The 18,845-nt window shown below is 66.7% G+C and carries 15 protein-coding genes and 1 pseudogene; 8 read left to right on the forward strand and 8 right to left on the reverse strand.

What is annotated here, in order from left to right:
• Positions 1 to 114: 114 nt before the first annotated feature.
• Positions 115 to 402: pseudogene (locus ACIHCL_RS13420) on the reverse strand (ATP-binding protein); the annotation flags it as partial.
• 537 nt (positions 403 to 939) lie between these two features.
• Here ACIHCL_RS13420 and ACIHCL_RS13425 point away from each other — a divergent pair.
• The 6 genes from ACIHCL_RS13425 (at position 940) to sbnA (ending at position 10,716) form a co-directional block, all read left to right on the forward strand.
• Positions 940 to 1,356: an IPT/TIG domain-containing protein gene (locus ACIHCL_RS13425; protein WP_399860838.1), complete on the forward strand. Its 417-nt coding sequence runs from the start codon at positions 940 to 942 to the stop codon at positions 1,354 to 1,356.
• Between the two features lie 198 nt (positions 1,357 to 1,554).
• Positions 1,555 to 4,083, forward strand: a complete 2,529-nt coding sequence (locus tag ACIHCL_RS13430; protein ID WP_399860840.1) for a Pls/PosA family non-ribosomal peptide synthetase — start codon at positions 1,555 to 1,557, stop codon at positions 4,081 to 4,083.
• 63 nt (positions 4,084 to 4,146) lie between these two features.
• The gene (locus ACIHCL_RS13435; RefSeq protein WP_399860843.1) at positions 4,147 to 7,401 is read left to right on the forward strand and encodes an amino acid adenylation domain-containing protein; all 3,255 of its coding nucleotides are present in this window, start codon (positions 4,147 to 4,149) and stop codon (positions 7,399 to 7,401) included.
• 23 nt (positions 7,402 to 7,424) lie between these two features.
• Positions 7,425 to 8,429, forward strand: coding sequence for a TauD/TfdA family dioxygenase (locus ACIHCL_RS13440; RefSeq protein WP_399860846.1), 1,005 nt, complete (start codon positions 7,425 to 7,427; stop codon positions 8,427 to 8,429).
• Positions 8,426 to 9,496: a 2,3-diaminopropionate biosynthesis protein SbnB gene (sbnB, locus tag ACIHCL_RS13445; protein WP_399860849.1), complete on the forward strand. Its 1,071-nt coding sequence runs from the start codon at positions 8,426 to 8,428 to the stop codon at positions 9,494 to 9,496. The genes ACIHCL_RS13440 and sbnB overlap by 4 nt, the downstream gene beginning before the upstream one ends.
• A gap of 212 nt (positions 9,497 to 9,708) precedes the next feature.
• A complete protein-coding gene (sbnA, locus tag ACIHCL_RS13450) occupies positions 9,709 to 10,716 on the forward strand; it encodes a 2,3-diaminopropionate biosynthesis protein SbnA (RefSeq protein WP_399860851.1) in 1,008 nt (335 codons plus the stop codon).
• 401 nt (positions 10,717 to 11,117) lie between these two features.
• Here sbnA and ACIHCL_RS13455 read toward each other — a convergent pair whose 3' ends face one another.
• The 4 genes from ACIHCL_RS13455 to ACIHCL_RS13470 form a co-directional block, all read right to left on the reverse strand.
• On the reverse strand, positions 11,118 to 11,705 hold the full coding sequence (locus ACIHCL_RS13455) for a TetR/AcrR family transcriptional regulator (RefSeq protein WP_399860853.1): 588 nt from the start codon (positions 11,703 to 11,705) through the stop codon (positions 11,118 to 11,120).
• 96 nt (positions 11,706 to 11,801) lie between these two features.
• The gene (locus ACIHCL_RS13460; RefSeq protein WP_399860856.1) at positions 11,802 to 11,936 is read right to left on the reverse strand and encodes a hypothetical protein; all 135 of its coding nucleotides are present in this window, start codon (positions 11,934 to 11,936) and stop codon (positions 11,802 to 11,804) included.
• Between the two features lie 49 nt (positions 11,937 to 11,985).
• A complete protein-coding gene (locus tag ACIHCL_RS13465; RefSeq protein ID WP_399860858.1) occupies positions 11,986 to 13,131 on the reverse strand; it encodes an FAD-dependent monooxygenase in 1,146 nt (381 codons plus the stop codon).
• Positions 13,132 to 13,216: 85 nt separating this feature from the next.
• Complete coding sequence (locus ACIHCL_RS13470) at positions 13,217 to 13,399, reverse strand: hypothetical protein (RefSeq protein WP_399860860.1); 183 nt, start codon at positions 13,397 to 13,399, stop codon at positions 13,217 to 13,219.
• Between the two features lie 419 nt (positions 13,400 to 13,818).
• Here ACIHCL_RS13470 and ACIHCL_RS13475 point away from each other — a divergent pair, with 419 nt between their 5' ends.
• On the forward strand, positions 13,819 to 14,385 hold the full coding sequence (locus ACIHCL_RS13475; protein ID WP_399860863.1) for a transposase: 567 nt from the start codon (positions 13,819 to 13,821) through the stop codon (positions 14,383 to 14,385).
• Entirely contained in the window at positions 14,292 to 14,537 is a 246-nt protein-coding gene (locus tag ACIHCL_RS13480; protein ID WP_399860865.1) for an IS3 family transposase, read from the forward strand. The genes ACIHCL_RS13475 and ACIHCL_RS13480 overlap by 94 nt, the downstream gene beginning before the upstream one ends.
• Before the next feature lie 167 nt (positions 14,538 to 14,704).
• On the opposite strand, the gene ACIHCL_RS13485 is transcribed toward ACIHCL_RS13480, so the two are convergent.
• From ACIHCL_RS13485 to ACIHCL_RS13495, 3 genes are all read right to left on the reverse strand, one after another.
• Positions 14,705 to 15,880 (reverse strand): LLM class flavin-dependent oxidoreductase, encoded by a 1,176-nt coding sequence (locus tag ACIHCL_RS13485; RefSeq protein WP_399860867.1) that lies wholly within the window; start codon positions 15,878 to 15,880, stop codon positions 14,705 to 14,707.
• Between the two features lie 116 nt (positions 15,881 to 15,996).
• The gene (locus ACIHCL_RS13490) at positions 15,997 to 17,484 is read right to left on the reverse strand and encodes an aldehyde dehydrogenase (protein WP_399860870.1); all 1,488 of its coding nucleotides are present in this window, start codon (positions 17,482 to 17,484) and stop codon (positions 15,997 to 15,999) included.
• 204 nt (positions 17,485 to 17,688) lie between these two features.
• Positions 17,689 to 18,657: an AraC family transcriptional regulator gene (locus ACIHCL_RS13495; protein WP_399860873.1), complete on the reverse strand. Its 969-nt coding sequence runs from the start codon at positions 18,655 to 18,657 to the stop codon at positions 17,689 to 17,691.
• Positions 18,658 to 18,845 lie beyond the last annotated feature (188 nt).

Raw genomic sequence — 18,845 nt, forward strand, 5'->3', positions numbered from 1 at the left:
GACAGCGAACCAGTGGTTGAAGCTCCGCAAGAGCGAAGCCGGGTCAAATCTGGTGGATGTCGGCCGGTGGGCAACGCGAGCTGTTTGTCTGCCCGCATCGCGAGGGCAGGGCCGTCACAGCTCCTTGTCATCCCATTGGCCCGGGAGATCGTCGCCCATGGCGTGACCGGGCTCGGCCGCATCGTCGCGCAGCGATTGATCGGCCCAGATGACCTCGCCATGGTCGGTGTACCGGGTGTCCCAGCATTCGGCGAACTGGGCGATGAGGAACAGGCCGCGTCCGCCCTCGTCCGTGGTGGCCGCCCGACGCAGATGCGGAGAAGTGCCGCTGCCGTCAGAGACCTCGCAGATCAGAATGTTGCGGTCGTACGGCAGGCGAAGCCGGACGGGGGCGACGCTGTAGGCACCGGGCCCGCGATCAGGTAGAACTTCCCGCCCAGACCTGCCGCTTCTTCCGCGGCCGACAACATCAGCCGCGCATCGTCCGCGGCTACTTCGGCGGCCCGCACGTCCACTACGTCCTGGACGAGAACCCCATGAGTTTCTGATCAATAGCGCCGGGGCTCAACCCTTGCGACCGGGTGGCGAACGGCAGAGGGAGGGGATGAATCCCTATCGAAATGGTGCAGGCCCGTGGCCATCCGGCGGTACCAAGCCGACCGAGCATGAAATCCGCTCGTACAAGACGGGTCACTACCACCTTCGGGTGATACGAGGTTACGAGCCTTGCCCCTCAAATCCCCCTGTGGGTCACTGAAATGGTGAACAGGCGGGCTGCACATCCCTGGCCGAGGAAGTTGAGAACAGACAGCACTTGCCGGTTCTTCTCCGTGCCCGAGAAGAAGTTCCGGCAGCCGGGGCCGGGCCCCGGCCTTATGCACCCGCTCCCCCGGACTCTCGGCAGCGCCAACAACTGCGTGCTACCACACGTGGCGTCGCTTGACGTCGTCGACAACCGACCTTTCCGGCGGAAGCCGAACACTTGGGTCGGGCGCGTTCCGCCGGTCCCCGAATGTTCCATCGGAGAACAAGGAGCGTTGTACATGCCTCTCGTCCAACCAGGGCTCCACCGGCGGCGGAACCCTGGTGACCATCACGGGAACGAACCTGCCCAACACGACCAAGGCGACATTCGGCAGCAAGCCGGCCACCAGCATCACCCAGGTATCCCCGGCCCAGGTCACGGCGTTCTCCCCCTCGGGCACCGGCACGGTCGGGGTCTCCGTCACCGCCCCATACCCCGGCACAACTCCTCCCGGATCAGGCACTGACCACTCGCATGCAGCACGGCGAGAAGCACCGGCAACTCATCGCCGTTCCGCCGGGCAGGATCCTGGGCGAGGAGTGAACCGGTAGGGCCACTGCTGGGCCAATGCGACCGAGTTCGAGTGGCGGCCCGACGGTGGACAGCCGAGGCCGAGGCAGCGGTTCGGGATCCGGACGGCAGACCCCGCCCTCGTGATTCCCGGACCACTCGCTCCCGCCACGAAAAGCGCGATTACGGAGCGCCCACCGTAATGGCGACGGCACACGAAAGTTCCTCAAGGAGCTCGCATGGAGGAGAAATCCCTCGATTTCTTGACCCCCGGGCCTGATGAATCCGCAATCGATACAAGCGGGTTCACCAGTCCGGAGACCGGAATCGAGAAAGACCTCGCCGAGGTGCTGGCCGACGTCATGTGCGTCGAACGGGTGTCGATCGACAGCCATTTCTTCGACGACCTCGGCGCCAACTCATTGGTGATGGCTCATTTCTGCGCACGAGTCAGAAAACGAGCGGACCTTCCCTCGGCGTCGATGAAGGACATCTACCGCCACCCGACGATCCGCAGTCTGGCGACGGGGCTCGCGAACGCCGCCCCCGTCGAGCCGTCGGTCCCGGCGCCGTCCGAGGTGGTGACCCCAGTCGGCACGGTGCGGTACGCCCTCTGCGGAGCCCTGCAGTTCCTGCTTTTCCTGGGATACGTCTTCCTCGCCGGACTTGTTGCCAACCGAGGCTACACATGGGTCTCCGCCGGGTCGGGTGTGGTCGATATCTACCTGCGATCTTTCGTCTTCGGAGGCATCGGCTTCCTCGGTCTGTGCACCTTCCCCATTGCAGCCAAATGGCTCCTCATCGGCCGGTGGACATCACGAAATTTCCCGGTCTGGGGTCTGACCTATCTGCGCTTCTGGACCGTCAAAGTGCTGATCCACGCCAACCCGATGATCTTCTTCGTCGGCAATCCCTTGTACGTGCTGTACCTGCGAGCACTGGGCGCACGGATCGGCAAAGGGGTCACGATCCTCTCCCGCAACGTTCCGGTATGCACCGACCTCCTCACGGTCGGCGCCGGCACCGTGATCCGCAAAGACTCGTTCCTGCTCTGCTACCGGGCACACGCCGGGCGTATCCAGACTGGCCGGGTCACCCTCGGCCGGGACGTGTTCATCGGCGAGAAGACCGTGCTCGACATCGACACGTCGATGGGCGACGGGGCCCAACTCGGCCACACGTCCACGCTGTACAGCGGCCAGGCGGTCCCGGGCGGTCAGCGCTGGCACGGGTCCCCGGCACAGCTCACGCAGCACGACTACCTGAGGATCGGGCCGGCCGCATGCGGCACGCTGCGCCGGGCCGGATTCGGCCTCATCACCGTGCTTCAGCTGTTCTTCCTCTACGTGCCACTGTCTGTCGGGGGCGCGTACATGCTGGTGAACCTGGCCCCGGCGCTGCACAACCGGCTGGTCCCGGGCACGGTGGAGCTCACGTCACTGGATCTCTACGTCGACGCGCTGCTCCTTTCCCTGCTGCTGTTCCTCGGCTTCGTCGTCGTGGGCCTGGCCGTGGTGTTCACCGTTCCGCGCCTGCTGAACCTGGTTGTCAAGCCGGACAAGATCTATCCGCTGTACGGGTTTCATTACTCGGCGCACCGGGCGATCGGGCGCATGACCAACATCAAGTTCTTCACATGGCTGTTGGGTGACAGCTCCTACATCGTCCACTACTTGCGCGGCATCGGATACGACTTGTCCCGGGTCGAGCAGACGGGGTCGAACTTCGGCACGGAAGTGCAGCACGAAACCCCGTTCCTGTGCTCGGTCGGGAGCGGAACGATGGTCGCCGACGGGCTCTCCATCATCAACGCCGACTATTCGAGCACGTCCTTCCGGGTGTCCCGGGCCTCGATCGGGTCACACAACTTCCTCGGGAACAACATCGCCTATCCCTCGGGGGCCAGGACAGGTGAGAACTGTCTCCTCGCGACGAAGGTGATGGTTCCGCTCGAAGGCGAGGTGCGCGAGGGGGTGGGCCTGCTCGGCTCGCCGTGCTTCGAGATTCCCCGGTCGGTCGAGCGCGATTCCCGGTTCGACCATCTGCGCGCCGGCGACAAGTTGCGCCGCAACCTCGCTGCGAAGAACCACTACAACATCCGCTCGATGAGCTTCTTCCTGCTCGTGCGCTGGCTGCACTTCTTCGTACTCACGATGCTCGGCCTGGCGAGCGCCCAGCTCTACGACTCCTACGGGCATGTGCTGATCGCCACGTTCCTGGTGCTCAGCCTCGTGTTCACCGCTGTCTACTTCGTACTGGTGGAGCGCGGCATCGCGGCATTCCGCGCGCTGCAACCGCAGGCGTGCTCCATCTACGACCCGTACTTCTGGTGGCACGAGCGCCTCTGGAAGGTGCCCGACACCTACCTCGACATCTTCAACGGCACCCCTTTCAAGAACGTGATCTGGCGGATGCTGGGGGTTCGGATCGGCAGCAGGGTCTTCGATGACGGCTGCTATGTGACGGAGCGGACGCTCACCACCATCGGGAACGACTGCACGCTCAATGCGGGAAGCAAGATCCAGTGCCATTCGCAGGAGGACGGCACCTTCAAATCCGATCGCAGCACCCTCGGCACCGGTTGCACCATCGGCGTGGGAGCCCATGTCCATTACGGCGTGACGATGGGCGCGGGTGCGGTGCTGGCACCCGACTCCTTCCTCATGAAGGGCGAGGAGGTCCCGCAGCACGCACGCTGGGGAGGAAACCCGGCCACGGAGATGCGAGACGCCCCTGATCAGCCCGAGGCACTGACGCGGAGGGGATAGCAGCTCCGCCCTTTTCGGGGCTGAACAGCACGGTGGCGAAGGCGAATGGAGAGGTACGACCAGATGGGAATGCAAGCGCAGGCCGACCGGGATTTCTGGCACGATGTGCTCGTCGCCGGTGGATTCACCGAAATCCCGCGGTGGACGCTCACTCCGCAGAAGGGCATCCGCGCACACGAGGCTCCGATCCCGGACGATGTCGTCGCGGCGTTGGGCCGGCTGGCCGAGGACCTGGCGGTACCACTCGACTCGGTGCTGCTGGCAGCGCACTCCAAGGTGCTCGCCGCGCTGTCCGGCGAGCACGAGGTCGCAACCGGATACGTCACCGCGGAGGGCGGCCGACCGCTGCTCTGCCGGCTGACGACCGAGCCCGACTCGTGGCGGACGCTGCTGCTGGACGCTCATCGAGTCGCGTCGGACCTGCTGTCGCACAAGGACTACCCGGTCGATGAGCTCAGGTGCGAACTGGGCCTGGCAGAGCCGTCGATCGCGGCTGTGTTCGATCCGCACGGCGTGGGCGGCGAAGTCGCCGGTAGCACCATGCTGTGGGTGGGATTCTCACAACGCGGCCGCCGCCTTGTGCTGCGGCTGCGCTATCGGACCGACGCGCTCGACGAGGACTGCGCCGTCAGGATCACCGGCTATCACCTCACCGCACTCGCGCTGATCGCCGCCGCTCCGGACGCCGAGCACGGGCGGCAGAACCTGCTCTCCGCCGAGGAGCTCCATTTCCAGCTCGAATCACTCGCTGGCCCACGCCGAAAACTGCCGGACCACCGGTTCCACGAACTGTTCGAGCAGCGGGTGGCAGCACACCCGGACGCCATCGCCGCGGTGCATGGGGAGCAGCAACTGACGTATCGGGAACTCAACGCACACGCCAACCGGGTGGGACGAGCCCTGCTGGCGCGGGGGCTGCGCCCCGAAGGCGTCGTCGCAGTGGTGACCGAGCGCAACCTGGACTGGATGGCCGCCGTCCTCGCGGTCTTCAAGGCCGGCGGCGTGTACCTGCCCATCGAGCCGCATATCCCGGCCGACCGTCTCGCGACCATGCTCTCCCGTGCCGCATGCGGGCTCGTGCTGACCGAACCCGGCAGCACCTCCACACTCGACCAGGCCCTCGACTCGCTGTCCGGGGTCCAAAAGCTCTTTGTCTGCGCAGCCTACGAGGAAGACCACGCCGACGATGATCTGGGCCTCCGCATCGCACCGGACCAGCTCGCCTACATCTACTTCACCTCCGGCTCCACAGGTGAGCCCAAGGGGGCGATGTGCGAGCACGCGGGCATGCTGAACCACCTCTACGCCAAGATCGACGACTTGGAGATCGGCGAGGGACAGGTGGTCGCCCAGACCGCACCCCAATGCTTCGACATCTCGCTGTGGCAGTTGGTGTCCGGGCTCCTGGTCGGGGGGCGGACCCTACTGGTGGAGCAGGAGGTGATCCTGAACGTCCAGCGGTTCGTCGAGAGGATCGTCGACGGCCGGGTCGCCGTCCTCCAGGTCGTACCCTCCTACCTGGACGTGGTCGTGTCCTGGCTGAAGCAGCACCCCCGCGAGCTGCCGGACCTGCGGTGCGTGTCGGTCACGGGCGAGGCGCTGAAGAAGGAGCTCGTACAGCGCTGGTTCGCCGCCCAGCCCGGGATCAAGCTGGTCAACGCCTATGGGCTGACCGAGACCTCGGACGACACCAACCACGAGGTCATGGAATGCGTGCCCGACGGAGACCGGGTCCTGCTGGGTGCCGCAGTCAACAACGTGCACGTCTACGTCGTCGACGAGCACCTGATCCCGGTGCCGCTCGGTGCCCCCGGCCTGATTGTCTTCTCCGGTGTCTGCGTCGGCCGCGGATACGTCAACGACCCCGAGCGCACCCGGCAGGCCTACCTGGCCGATCCGCACCGTGAGGGCGCCCGCCTCTACCGGGGCGGCGACTACGGCCGCTGGACGCCCGAGGGAAAGCTGGAGTTCCTCGGTCGCCGCGACACCCAGGTGAAGATCCGTGGCTTCCGGATCGAGATCGGCGAGATCGAGAACACCCTGTTGCAGGTGCCCGGTGTTCGCGACGGCGCGGTCGTGGTCACCGAGCGGGCCGACCGGAGCAAGCACCTGGTGGCGTTCTACTCCGGTCGGCGGCCGCTCGTGGTCGACGTCCTGCTGGATCGGCTCGGTGAGTCGCTGCCCGCGTACATGGTCCCGTCGGCCTTTCACTGGCGGGAGGCTCTGCCGCTGACGGCCAACAGCAAGATCGACAGAAGGACCCTGCAGGCACTCGCCCGAGAACTCGACGTGGTCCGGGACGACTACCGCGCGCCGGATACACCGACCGAACAGCAGTTGGCGGCCGCATGGGCGAAGGTCCTCGGCATCCCACAGGACCAGATCGGACGGCGGGACCACTTCTTCGACCGGGGCGGCACGTCGCTGTCGGCAGTAAAGCTGGCCATTGTCCTGGACCGTGCGGTGTCCCTCAAGGATGTCACCGGTCACCCGATCCTCGCCGATCTGGCCGGGCTGATCGACGGCAGGTCCGTGCGGCGTGCCGGGCTGCTTCAGCCGCTGTCGGAACCGGACGGTGCGCAGACCGCAGCCCTGGTGTGCTTCCCCTACGCCGGCGGCAACGCGGTGAACTTCCAGCCGATGGCCGCAGCGCTGCCGGACGGTGGACCGGCGGTCTACGCCGTCGAGCTGCCCGGTCACGACGTGGCCGCCGAGAGCGAGTCGCTCGTGCCGATGACGCACGTGGTCGAGCAGGTCGTCGACGAGATCACGGGGCGTGGCCTGACCAGGGTCCTGCTGTGGGGCCATTCCTCGGGAACCGCGCCGGCCCTGGAGACGGCCAGAAAGCTGCGGGAGCGCGGGGTGGACGTCCAACGGGTGTTCCTCGGCGCGCAACTGCTCGGTGACGCCGACGAGCGGCGCTCCGCCATCACCGAGCTGACCGGACGGAGCAACGCCGAGATCGCCGCGAGCCTGAGCACGCACGGCGGCCACAGCTCGCTCGGTGAGCTGGGTGCGCAGCACGCCGAGCACTTCGGCGCCGCCTACCGGCACGACTGCGTGTCCGCACACCACTACTTCGTCGACGTCCTGGAGCACCCGCCGGCGCAGAAACTCTCCGCGCCGGTCACCGTGGTGGTTGCCGCGGACGACCCGAGTACGGCGGAGTACCCGCGCCGGTACCTCGACTGGCAGCTTCTGGCCGAGCAGGTCGACCTGCATGAGCTCGCCGACGGCGGCCACTACTTCCTGCGCACCCGTCCGGTCGAGGCGGCAAAGGCCGTGCTGCACGCCGCCGAATTGTCCACTTCTTCCTGAGTATCGACTGAAAGGAAAACGAGATGTCGTTCACCTCCACGGCGTTGCTGGTCGACGTGGAACTGAATTCCGGCGCACCCCCACGGGTGCGGGCCGAGGCCACCGGCGACGCGCCGGCCTGGGCGGCCGGGCACCGGAACGCGCTGCGCGCAGTCGTCGCCGAGCATGGTTCGGTCCTGGTCCGTGGCCTCGGGCTGCGCGATGCGGCCGAGACCGGAGCCGTCTTCTCAGAGCTGGCGACCGGTCTGATGACCGAGCAGGAGGCCTTCGCACCCCGGCAGGCCTACTCCGACGGGCTGTACTCCTCATCGAAGTGGCCGCCGAACCAGCCCATGTGTATGCACCACGAACTGAGCTACACGCTGGAGTTCCCCGGCCTGATGATGTTCGCCTGTCTCAGCGCGCCCACCGACGGCGGGGCGACCGCGGTGGCCGACTCACCGACCGTGCTGAACGCACTGCCCACCGAGTTGACCGAGCGGTTCGAGCGCGAGGGCTGGCTGCTCACCCGCAGCTACAACGACGAGATCGGCGCGTCCGTCGCCGAGGCCTTCGGCACGGACGACCGGGGCGCCGTCGAGCGCTACTGCCACGCCAACGCAATCGCGTTCGAGTGGCAGCCCGACGGTGCACTGCGCACCAGACAGCGCCGTAGCGCCGTGGTGCGCCACCCGGTCACCGGCCGGCGCTGCTGGTTCAACCAGATCGCGTTCCTCAACGAGTGGACGATGGCCCCCGAGGTCCACGAGTACCTGGTGGACGTCTACGGCGCCGACGGGTTGCCGTTCAACACCCGATTCGGCAACGGCGACCCGATCGGCGAGGACGTCGTCGAACTGCTCAACAGCGTCTACGAGGCGAATACCGCACGCGAACCGTGGCAGGCCGGCGACCTGATGCTCGTCGACAACGTCCGCACCGCGCACAGCAGGGAGCCCTTCGAGGGACCACGCGAGGTGCTCGTCGCCATGGCCGAACCGGTGCGTCTGGCCGACTGCTCACCGACCGTGGAGGTGACCACGCGATGAGCACTGTCGATTCCACCGCGGGAGAGCCCGCAAGCGTCGCACCGCTCTCCGTGCCACCGTTCGCGGTGATTTCCGGTGCCCAGGTCCGGCGCACGCTGCACGGATGCGAGAAGCGGATCACGGAGTTGGTCGAGACCACCTACCGGGTGCACGGCGCCGGTGATTCGGTGAACCCGCCGTCGTACTTCCTGCGTTTCCCCGACCGCCCGTCCTCCCGGATCATCGCGCTGCCCGCCTCGATCGGTGGGGACACACGGGTGGACGGCCTGAAGTGGATCTCCAGCTTCCCGGAGAACGTGACGGCCGGCATCCCAAGGGCGTCGGCCGTGCTGATCCTCAACGACCATGACACCGGCTACCCGCTCGCCTGTCTGGAGAGTTCGATCATCAGCGCCACCCGGACGGCCGCGTCGGCGGCGTCGGCGGCCGACTGGCTCAGCCGCGACCGGCCGCGACCGACGCGCGTCGGGTTCTTCGGGGTGGGCCTGATCGCCCGCTACATCCACACCTTCCTGGTCGGTACCGGCTGGTCGTTCGACGAGATCGGCGTACACGACCTGTCCGCCGACAGTGCGGCAGGCTTCCGCTGCTACCTGGAGCAGTCGGACGCCCCCGGCCGAATCACCGTGCACGACAGCGCCGAACAGTTGATCCGAAACAGCGACCTGGTGGTCTTCGCCACGGTCGCCGGTCAGCCGCACGTCAGTGACCTGTCATGGTTCGCACACAACCCGCTGGTGCTGCATGTGTCGCTGCGCGACCTCGCGCCGGAGATCCTGCTCGCCTCGACCAACATCGTCGATGACGTCGAGCACTGCCTCAAGGCCGACACGTCGCCGCATCTGGCCGAGCAACTCACGGGCAACCGGGACTTCCTGCACGGCACGTTGGACGACGTGATGGCCGGGCGGGTGACAGTGCCGACGGACCGGCCGGTGGTGTTCTCGCCCTTCGGCCTCGGGGTGCTCGACCTCGCGGTGGGCAAGTACGTGTACACCGAAGTGGCCCGCCGCGGAGAGTTGCACGTCGTCGACGACTTCTTCCACGAACTGAGCCGGTACGGATGAGCAGGCCGAGAGTCCGGGAGGCTCCTTCAAGGCTGATTCCAGGAGAGACCACCGGTCACGTCGCAGCAGGTCCTGACACATGAGACAGCGGGTGCTGACGCAGGGCCCGTCCCGCCTGGTTGGACACGGGGTCTCGCCCGCACAAGCGAGGAACGCGCCCACGGCCGGATGGAAGTTCCGATAGTGCGCTGCTCCAGACAGAGGAGACCATCGTGCCCGTCATTTCCGCTCCCTACGCCTTCAACGAAGAGGATCTCTATGTCGACCTCCGGTCGATCTTCGGGCACTCGCTCTTCCTGAAGTGTGAGGGCTTCAACTTCGCCGGCTCGATCAAGTTGAAGGCCGCGACCGAGATGGTGGAGGACGCTGAGCGGGATGGAATCCTGACGCCGGAATCGATCCTGGTCGAGTCCTCGTCCGGAAACCTCGGCGTGGCGCTGAGCGTGATCGCGGCGAGCAAGGGCTACCGGTTCCTGTGTGTGACGGACTCCCGCGTCAATCTGTCCAACAGAATGATGATGGAGGCGTTGGGCAGCCAGGTGCACGTGATCGCCGAACAGGAGGCCAACGGCGGATTTCTCGGCGCACGGCTCGACTATGTCCGCGCGCTGTGCGCCTCCGACGACCGGTACGTGTGGCTCAGCCAGTACACCAATCCGAGCAACTGCAAGGCGCACTACCGCACGACCGCGCCGGAGATCGCCCGTCAGTTCCCACGGTTGGACGTGCTGTTCGTCGGAGCCGGCACCACAGGGACCCTGATGGGCTGTGCGCGCTACTTCCGGAGATGGCACCGGCGGGTGCGGATCATCGCGGTGGACAGCGTCGGCTCGGTATCCTTCGGCGGTTCGCCGGGCCGCCGGATGATTCCCGGTCTGGGCACGAGCATGCGCCCGCCACTGCTCGACGAGTCCTATGTCGACGAGGTGATTCGTGTCGAGGAGGCGAATACCGTACGTGCCTGCCATCGTCTGGCCAGGCGCGGATTCCTGTTCGGCGGCTCCACCGGCACGGTGATCAGCGGCGCAACGGACTGGATGGCCCGGCATGACGCGCGCGAACTCACCGCAGTGGCCATCGGCCCGGACCTCGGCGAGCGCTATCTCGACACCATCTACCAGACCAACTGGCTGCAGGATTTCTACGGCAAGGACGTGCTCGCCTCCGACAAGGAGGCCGCAGATTCCTGGGCAGCCGCCCCCTCGTCGGCGACACCGTAGGGCCGTCGGCCGGACCCTGCCGGCCGGCAGCCGCAAGATCACGGAGGAGAATCTTGCGAAGAATCTGAGCGACGAGCAGATCACCGAGTTCGCGAGCCGCGTATACGCGAGTGCCGGGACGTCCGCCGGTCAGTGGACTGAGTCTTGCCGGAGGCCACCGGTACTGCTTGCAGAGTTCATCGTGGTCCCTGCTGTGTCAGCGGCTGAAGGAAGCTCACGACCAGGCCCGGAGCACTTGCTGGCGGAGGCGGAAGTTCATGGCACAGAGTCGGCTTCGTACTGCAATCACAGTTATGAGGTCTGGCCTCGTCGTTTGTAGTGGCTGCGGCAGGCGCTCGTGGACCTCCGACCGAGCGGCGCATGCTGTGCAGACGAGTGCGCAGTCGTAGACCTTGTCCGACTTATGAATGAAACGGCCTGATGAAGCCGTACAGCAGATCGAGAAGGTGCCTGCGGAGTTCCTCGGTGGTCAGGCGGAGTGCGCCTGCGCCCGCCAGATGGTCGAAGACGAGCCCGTCCAGGAAGGCCACGAATATGGGCGCCTGTGACGGTGGATCGGATGCGCCCGCGGCGGTGAGCAAATCCTGCGCTACGGCCCGGTGGGCCTTGCCCGCGGCGACGAGAACGGCATGCAGCTCGGGGCGACGTGTGGACTCCAGGGACAGTTCGTAGCGGGCGAGCATGCGTTCGCGGCCGGCGGTGACCCAGCGTTCGACGAGATCGGCAGCGACCGTGGCGACCTGGGCGATGTCCGCTGGCTCGGCCATGACGGGGCGATCGGCCAGGTCGGCAATGTCCGCCTCGGCCAACCGCTCGACCGCCGCCTGCAGGAGCGCCTGCCGGGTGCGGAAGTAGTACGAGCACGTGCCGGTCGGTACACCAGCGGCCTCGTCGACCGCGCGGTGCGTCAGACCCCGCATCCCCGCCCGAGCCAGCGTGCTGATCGCCGCATCGGCCAGTTCCTGCCGCCTTGTCGTGCGTTCGGCCACTGTTCCCTCCCTCTCTACGATCAACCCACTCTACAGGTGTAGTATTCCCGGTTACTGCCACGGATGCAGAGGGCAGGCTCGGTGGGTGCAGGGACGTCACCCCAGGGCGTCAGTCCGCGTAGTGCGCTCGTGGTCGGAGCCTTGGCCCAGGAAGGCCGCGGCGAGGGCCTGGCCCATCAGGCCCAGGCCGAGGACCGAGAGGGGGGTACGGCCGGTGTCGGTGTTGTGCATCTTGCGCCCGCTTCCGGTGAATCGGCGTGGTTGGAGGGGTGCCTGGGGGTCAGCTCGTGGTCGTGGGCAGCTGCCAGGAGGTGCGCAGCTGGCGCACCAGGACGGAGGCCGGGGTCAGGCGGACAAGGGTGTTGCGTATCCGGGTGCGTCCGGGAGTGCTCCAGTGGGCGATGCGTCCGAGCTGGTGGGCGGCCTTGACGACGGCGTTGGCCCTGGGCTGGCGGAAGCGTTCGTAGCAGCGCAGGGCGTCCGGGGTGGGGCCGTATTCGGTGATCAGGTCGGTGAGGGCGAGAGCGTCCTCAATGGCCTGGCACGCGCCCTGGCCCAGGTTGGGAGTCATGGGGTGGGCTGCGTCGCCGAGCAGGGTGGTGCGGCCCCGGCCCCACTGGGTGACCGGCGGGCGGTCGCGGATGTCGTCGCGGCGGATGGCGCTGACGGGGGTGTCCTTGACTGCCTGGCGGACGTAATCGGGGAACTCGGCCGTGGCCCGGGTGAGTGCGGCACGGGTGTCGCTGTCCTTGCCTTCGGCGGGGCCGTTGGCGCACAGGAACCAGTACAAGCGGCCGCCGTCGATGACGCATCCGCCGAAGCGGCGGCCCGCTCCCCACATCTCTCCGATCCAGTCGCTCGGCAGAGGGTTGACGTCGGTGACGCCGCGCCAGCAGTAGTAGCCGCTGTAACTTGGCGCCTGGGCGCCCAGCAGTGCGGTTCGGACGGTGGAGCGCAGGCCGTCCGCACCGACCAGCACGGAGCCGTGTACTTCCTGTCCGTTGGCGAGGGTGACGGTGGCCCGATTGGGGTCGACGGCGGTGACGGTCGAAGCGAGCCGCAGTTCGTTGGTGCCGAGTTGGCCGACCAGTGCTTGGTGGATAGTGGCGCGGTGCAGGCCCAGGGTGGGGGCACCGATCTCCGCCAGCAGGGCGCTGGCCTGGGCGGGGCTGGGCTGCAGCAGCACGCGGCCGCGGGCATCGTAGACGGCGGCCGTGGAGAGCCGAGCGCCGACGGCTTCGAAAGGCTCGGCCAGGCCCAGGCGGCGCAGCGCGATCAGCGCGTTGGGCTGCACGGTCAGGCCTGCCCCGACAGGCGCGAGCTGTTCGGCCTGCTCCAGGACGACGGCCGGGATGCCGCGGTTGGCGAGTCCCGCCGCGAGGGTGAGTCCGCCGATGCCTGCTCCGACGATGAGTACGTGGCCCATAAGGTATTTTTTTCCTTTCGGGTTCTTGCCAGGTTTTGGGAACTTTTTTGCGGCAGATCCCGCCCCATCAACAGTGGTACCGAAATCACTTGGTGAAGGTGCGCATCAGGTACGGCAGCGTGGTGCACGGTTTGGCCGGGTGGAGATCGAATCCGTCCGGGCTGGCCAGAAGGTCGAAGATCAGACGCCGATGAAGGCGTTGGGTGCTTTCGCGCGCTGCTCCGGCATGGGGTTGTCGACTGCCGTAAGCAGGTCGACGATCGGCCATCGCATGTGTCCAGCTGCGATCTTCAGTAGCGCCCGCTGGTCGGGCCCGCATGTCGTCTCAAGGGCGGTTTTGTGGCGTGCCGGCGCTCACACGCGCCCCCAGGTCATCCGGTGCTTTTCGTAGGAGCGCCCGCCGGATCCCGAAGCAGGAGCAACAGGAGCCCTCCGCCGGCCCTGCCCGCTGGTCGACGGCTCGGTCAGTCAGCCCCCGCGTGACCGTCGCGGTCAGCTTCTTGATCACCGCGTCGGCCGACCGCTTCCGTCGTGTCGAGCTTTCCGTCACAGTCGTCCCCGTTCACGCGCCCCATCCCTCTACAGACGTAGAGTACACCCTTGCTACTACAGCTGTAGAGGCCAGGGGTGGGTCCACTGGTATGAAGGTCGAACTGGCAGCGGCCCCGGAAGTTGACATGCCGGTCCTTGAACGGTGAAACCCGGGCGACGCCCAGTGGACCGTTCCGGGTTCGGCAGGACTCGATCACCGGAGAGGACCGAGTCCTGGCACGTCCTTCCCAGTACCCGCTTGAGCTGCGCCGTCGTGCGGTGCGGATGGTCGCCGAGGTGCGGCCGGAGTACGACACCACGTGGGCCGCAAGGGAAGCGGTCGCCTCCAAGCTCGGGATCGGCACGACCGAGAAGCTGCGCAAGTGGATCCGACAGGACCAGATCGACGCTGGAACCCGACCGGGAACGACGACGGAGGAGTCCGCGCAGATCAAGGCGATGAAGAAGGAAATCGCCGAGCTGAAGCGGGCGAACGAGACCTTCAAGGCTGCGGCGAATTTCTTCGCGGCCGAGCTCGACCCGCCACACACGCGCGTAGCGTTCATCGACGAGCGCCGGGACCGCTTCGGTGGCGTCGAGCCGATCTGCCGTGTTCTGACCGGCCACGATTGCAAGATCGCCCCGTCCACCTACTACGCCCACCACAAGCGCCAGCAGGCTCCTTCGGCCCGCACGCTTCGGGACGCCGAGCCGAGGCACTGATCCGACAGGCGTACGACGCCAACCACCGCGTCTACGGAACGAGGAAGATCCGGCGGCACTTGAACCGACAGGGGCACAGCGTCGCCCGATGCACCGTCGAGCGGCTGATGCGCGAGCTCGGCATCACCGGCGCGGTCCGCGGCAAGCGGTGATCACCACAATCCCCGGGGTGAGCGCGGAACGGGCACCGGACCTCGTGGACCGCAGCTTCGTCGCCCCGGCCCCGAACCGCTGCTGGGTCGCACGGCAGCCAGAGCGCGTACCGGGCCCGACGCTTGCGGGCCCGGTACGCGCTCCTTCGGACGAGAACTCCCGCTCCCTAGTGGCGGATGCCCGCCTCGATCATGAGAGGGATGACCTCGTCCTTGAACATCGAGAGTTCCTGGTTCGGGTCGATCAGGCCCATGATCATGCCGCCCATGCCGGCCTCGTTGAGCTCCTTCATGCCCTGAACGACCTGCTCGGGGGTGCCGACCAGTGGGTAACCACCCCAGCCGGCGATGAAGCGCTCCGACATCTCCCTGGCGTGGTCGAACGACTGGCTCGCTCCGGAGAGCGCGATCTTGATGACGTTGCCCGCAGCACCCCAGTCGCCCTCGTCGACGACGTGCTGGAAGGCCGCCTTCGCTTCCTTCTCGGTGTCACGGACGACCACCAGGCCGTAGGTCATCACGTCGATGTCGCGCTTGTAGTCGTTGCGTGCCTTGTTGCGGACGGTCTGGGTGTAGGTCTTGATGTTCTCCAGCGTGTCGAGGCTGGCGAAGTTGATGTCGACGTTGCGGGCCGAGTAGTCAATGCCGGCGGGCGAGTTGCCCGCATTCAGCAGCACAGGGTTCGGACCCTGGTGCGGCTTCGGGTAGGCCTCCACGTCCCGGCCCTGGAAGTACTTGCCGTCGACGTCGAAGCTGCCCTGCTCGGACCACAGGCGCGTCGCGTAGTCGATCCACTCCTGTCCGAACGCGTACCGCTCGTCGTGCTGACGCTGCTCGCCGCCGAACATCTCCATCTCCGGCGGAACCCAGCCCATGACCAGGTTCAGGGCGAACCGACCGCCGGAGATACGGTCGATCGTGGTCGCGGCCTTGGCCGCCACGATGGGGTGCACGGTCGGCAGGTGCGAAGTCGCCGCCACCGCGATGTTCTCGGTGGCCTCGGCGATGCCGGCAGCCCAGGTGTAGGTCTCGAAGCAGTTGCCGTTGAAGTTCGTCGAGCCGCCGAAGCCCTTCCAGCGCGCGACGGGAACCATGACCTCCAGGCCCATTCGGTCGGCCTGCTGGGCAATGGACTTCGTGTGCTCCCAGGTGATCTCGTACGACGAAGCGGCGTGGGACATGATCAGGCCGTAGGAACAGTTGGTGCCGAACAGGCCGAGCTTCATCGGCTGGTCGTTGAGCAGCGGGTTGGTCTCCCGGCGGTCCTGAACCGGCTTGGTCTCGTTGTCGGGACGCGGGTCGGTGGCGGCGAGTCCGAGCCTCTCGTTCGCGCTGAGCGTCATGTCGTTCTCCTTGGTTCTCTGGTTCGCCTTGCACGAGAGAAGTCGTGCTCAGGAGGTGGTGGGGACGGGCGCAGTTCGCGTGGACGGTCGCGCCGGTCAGGGGGAAATGGGCGCGGTCAGCCCATCTTGAACGGGTCGCGGGTCCCGCCGGTGAGTTCGACCAGGACGGACTTGTTCTCCAGGTACTCATTGACAGCGTCGGTGCCGTTCTCGCGGCCGATGCCGGAGAGCCCGAAGCCACCGAAGGGCATGTTCGGAGTGACGACCCGGTAGGCGTTGATCCAGACCGTGCCGGCGCGTACGGCGGCAGCCACTCGGTGAGCTCGATGCACGTCCTTGGTCCACACGGCACCGGCCAGGCCGTACGGCGTGTCGTTGGCCAAGGCGATGGCCTCGTCCTCGTCGGTGAAGGTGTAGGCCGCCAGGACCGGGCCGAACACCTCTTCGCGCACAATCGTCTTGTCGGGGTCGGCGAGTACCACGGTCGGCCGGATGAACAGGCCGCCGATGTCGGCGTTCGGTTCGCCACCGCAGGCGATGGTCGCCCCCTCGGCCTTCGCGCCGTCGAGGAAGCCGAGAACCTTCTCGTACTGAGGACGGTTGGCGACCGGCCCCATCTCGGTCTCGGCCGCTGTGGGGTCACCCTGCTTGATGGCATTGGCGCGCTCGACGACCTTGGCCACCAGTTCGTCCTTGACCGACTCGTGCACGATGAGCCGGGACCCGGCCATGCACGTCTGCCCGGTTGCGGCGAACACGCCGGCGATGACTCCGTTGGCCGCGGCGTCCAAGTCGGCGTCGGGGAAAACGATCTGCGGCGACTTCCCGCCGAGCTCAAGGGTCACCTTGTTGATGTTCGCGACCGCGGCCTGCGCCACCTTCGCGCCGGTCGCGGTCGAGCCGGTGAATGCGACCTTGTCGACGCCCTTGTGCGCCGCGAGTGCCTCGCCCGTGGACCGGTCCCAGCCGGTGACAACGTTCAGGACTCCGGCGGGCAGGCCGGCTTCGGTGAGGATCTCGGCGAACGCGATCGTCGAGGCAGGCGAGTGTTCCGACGGCTTCACCACGCAGGTGCATCCGGCTGCCAGGAGCGGCGCGAGCTTGAACGTCAGAAGCAGCAGAGGGCTGTTCCACGGTGTGATGGCGCCGACTACCCCTACGGGCTGCCGAACTGTGTAGCCGAAGTAGGTCTGCGGGTTCAAGGCCGGCACCGTCTTGCCTTCGAGCTTGTCGGCGAGCCCGGCGTAGTAGGTGTACCACGTGCCGAGGCCCTTGAGCTGCCCGAGCATCTCGCGCAGGAGCTTGCCGGAGTCGCGCACCTCCAGCAGCGCGAGCCGCTCGGCGTTCGCGCTGATGGCATCGGCGATGTTGCGCATGATGGCGGCGCGTTCGAAACCGCTCTTGCCGCCCCACTCACCTTCGAACGCGGCCCGAGCGGCTTGGACGGCGACGTCGATGTCTTCCGGGCCGCCGTCGGCGATCGACGCCCACGGCTGCCCGGTGTAGGGATTGAGCGACTCGAAGGTCTTTCCGGAGATGGCATCGACGCACTTGCCGTTGATGAACAGCTTGAACGTCTCGAGTTGGGAGGAGGCGGGAGCCATGTTGTTCGGTCTCCTCGGGAGTGATTCGGAGTGTTGGGGGCTTCACACCGAACGCTAAGAACGGCGGCGGTCGGCTCCTATCCCTTCGCTGACGCGTAAGGGCCACTCAGTGCAGAGTTGACGGATGCATGGTCGGCATCGCCGTTGCGAGAGCATGACGACGCGCGCCCGGCCGTCGGGCCGGGCGCACATGGATGTGACGGGTCAGCGCTGGAGTGTGGCGGAGGGCAACTCGTTGAACTGGTCCCGGTACTGCTGAGCGAACCGTGACTGGTGGAAGAACCCCCACCGCATGGCCACGTCCGAGACCCGGATCTTCTGGGGGTCGCTGCGAAGCAGCTCGGATCGAGCTTTGCTCAACCGGATACGACGCACGTACGCCATGGGCGACTCGCCGAGCTGTTCCTGGAACGCGGCATGGAGGGTACGGACGCTCACGCACCCGATACGCGCGAGAATCTCGGGGGTTATCTCGCTGTCCGCGTGCTCCTCGATGTAGGAGACGACGGAGGACAGCCGACCGAGACGGCGCACGTCCTCGTTCCCGGTGAGCGCGTCACTGAACTGGTGGCGGCCTGCGTGCAGCAGCGACGTAAGGACATACGCCTCGAGTTGCTCACGCGCGAGCGGCATCTCGGCCAGGCCCGCGGGCTTGTCGAGCTCGGTCGCGAGAAACTGGACGGCCCGCAGTAGGGCGCGGCCGGAACTGGTGGTCAGGTCAAGGCCGAAGTCGAAGTCGATGACCTCGGTGACCGGCTTACCGAGCAGGTCCGAGAGATGTGCTTCAAGGCTGGTCCGTGGAATCTTCAGGATGAGCTGCTCCGCCTCAGGACTCCAAAAGACCCTGTTCGTCTGGACCGGGGACAGCACCACACCACGCTGGCTGGCCACCGTGACCTCACGGCCACCGTCACTGCGGGAAGCCCTCGTCTCACCGACAATGGTCAGGTTGACGTGGTAGCAGTGCTCGGTCGCGGGCATCGTGAGCTCGGCTTCGGCCTGATAGGTCAGGTAGCCCAGCGTCATGTGTCGGTCGGTGAGGGCGTTCAGGCGCATGTTCATCGCGTCCTGAGGGCCGACCAAATCGTGAGGCAAGTAGATCTTGGTGACCGCCTCGCGGGCCTCTTCCAGGCTATGCGTTTCGATCACCGAGGCAGAGGCCAGGTACTCCATGGCAACCCCCTCGGGGCACTATGTGATGAGTGTCGCAAAGCGTAGTTGCGCGGCGATGCCGCGCGCAGCCGCAGACGGTGAGCGCCTATCCACTGTATGCGGATTCAGGCGAAAGGCGGGCAAATGCGAGGGCGCAAAGCCTCTGAAGCAGAGAACACCACGTGGCAGCTCGGCCGCACGGAGCACCG

The sequence above is a fragment of the Streptomyces sp. NPDC052042 genome, assembly GCF_044548345.1.
GTDB lineage: Bacteria > Actinomycetota > Actinomycetes > Streptomycetales > Streptomycetaceae > Streptomyces.

Coding starts and splice junctions, on each gene's coding strand:
- ACIHCL_RS13430 (WP_399860840.1), top strand. CDS start 1,555: ATGGAGGAGAAATCCCTCGATTTCTTGACCCCCGGGCCTGATGAATCC.
- ACIHCL_RS13435 (WP_399860843.1), top strand. CDS start 4,147: ATGGGAATGCAAGCGCAGGCCGACCGGGATTTCTGGCACGATGTGCTC.
- ACIHCL_RS13440 (WP_399860846.1), top strand. CDS start 7,425: ATGTCGTTCACCTCCACGGCGTTGCTGGTCGACGTGGAACTGAATTCC.
- sbnB (WP_399860849.1), top strand. CDS start 8,426: ATGAGCACTGTCGATTCCACCGCGGGAGAGCCCGCAAGCGTCGCACCG.
- ACIHCL_RS13460 (WP_399860856.1), bottom strand. CDS start 11,936: ATGCACAACACCGACACCGGCCGTACCCCCCTCTCGGTCCTCGGCCTG.
- ACIHCL_RS13465 (WP_399860858.1), bottom strand. CDS start 13,131: ATGGGCCACGTACTCATCGTCGGAGCAGGCATCGGCGGACTCACCCTC.
- ACIHCL_RS13470 (WP_399860860.1), bottom strand. CDS start 13,399: ATGGCCGATCGTCGACCTGCTTACGGCAGTCGACAACCCCATGCCGGA.
- ACIHCL_RS13485 (WP_399860867.1), bottom strand. CDS start 15,880: ATGACGCTCAGCGCGAACGAGAGGCTCGGACTCGCCGCCACCGACCCG.
- ACIHCL_RS13490 (WP_399860870.1), bottom strand. CDS start 17,484: ATGGCTCCCGCCTCCTCCCAACTCGAGACGTTCAAGCTGTTCATCAAC.
- ACIHCL_RS13495 (WP_399860873.1), bottom strand. CDS start 18,657: ATGGAGTACCTGGCCTCTGCCTCGGTGATCGAAACGCATAGCCTGGAA.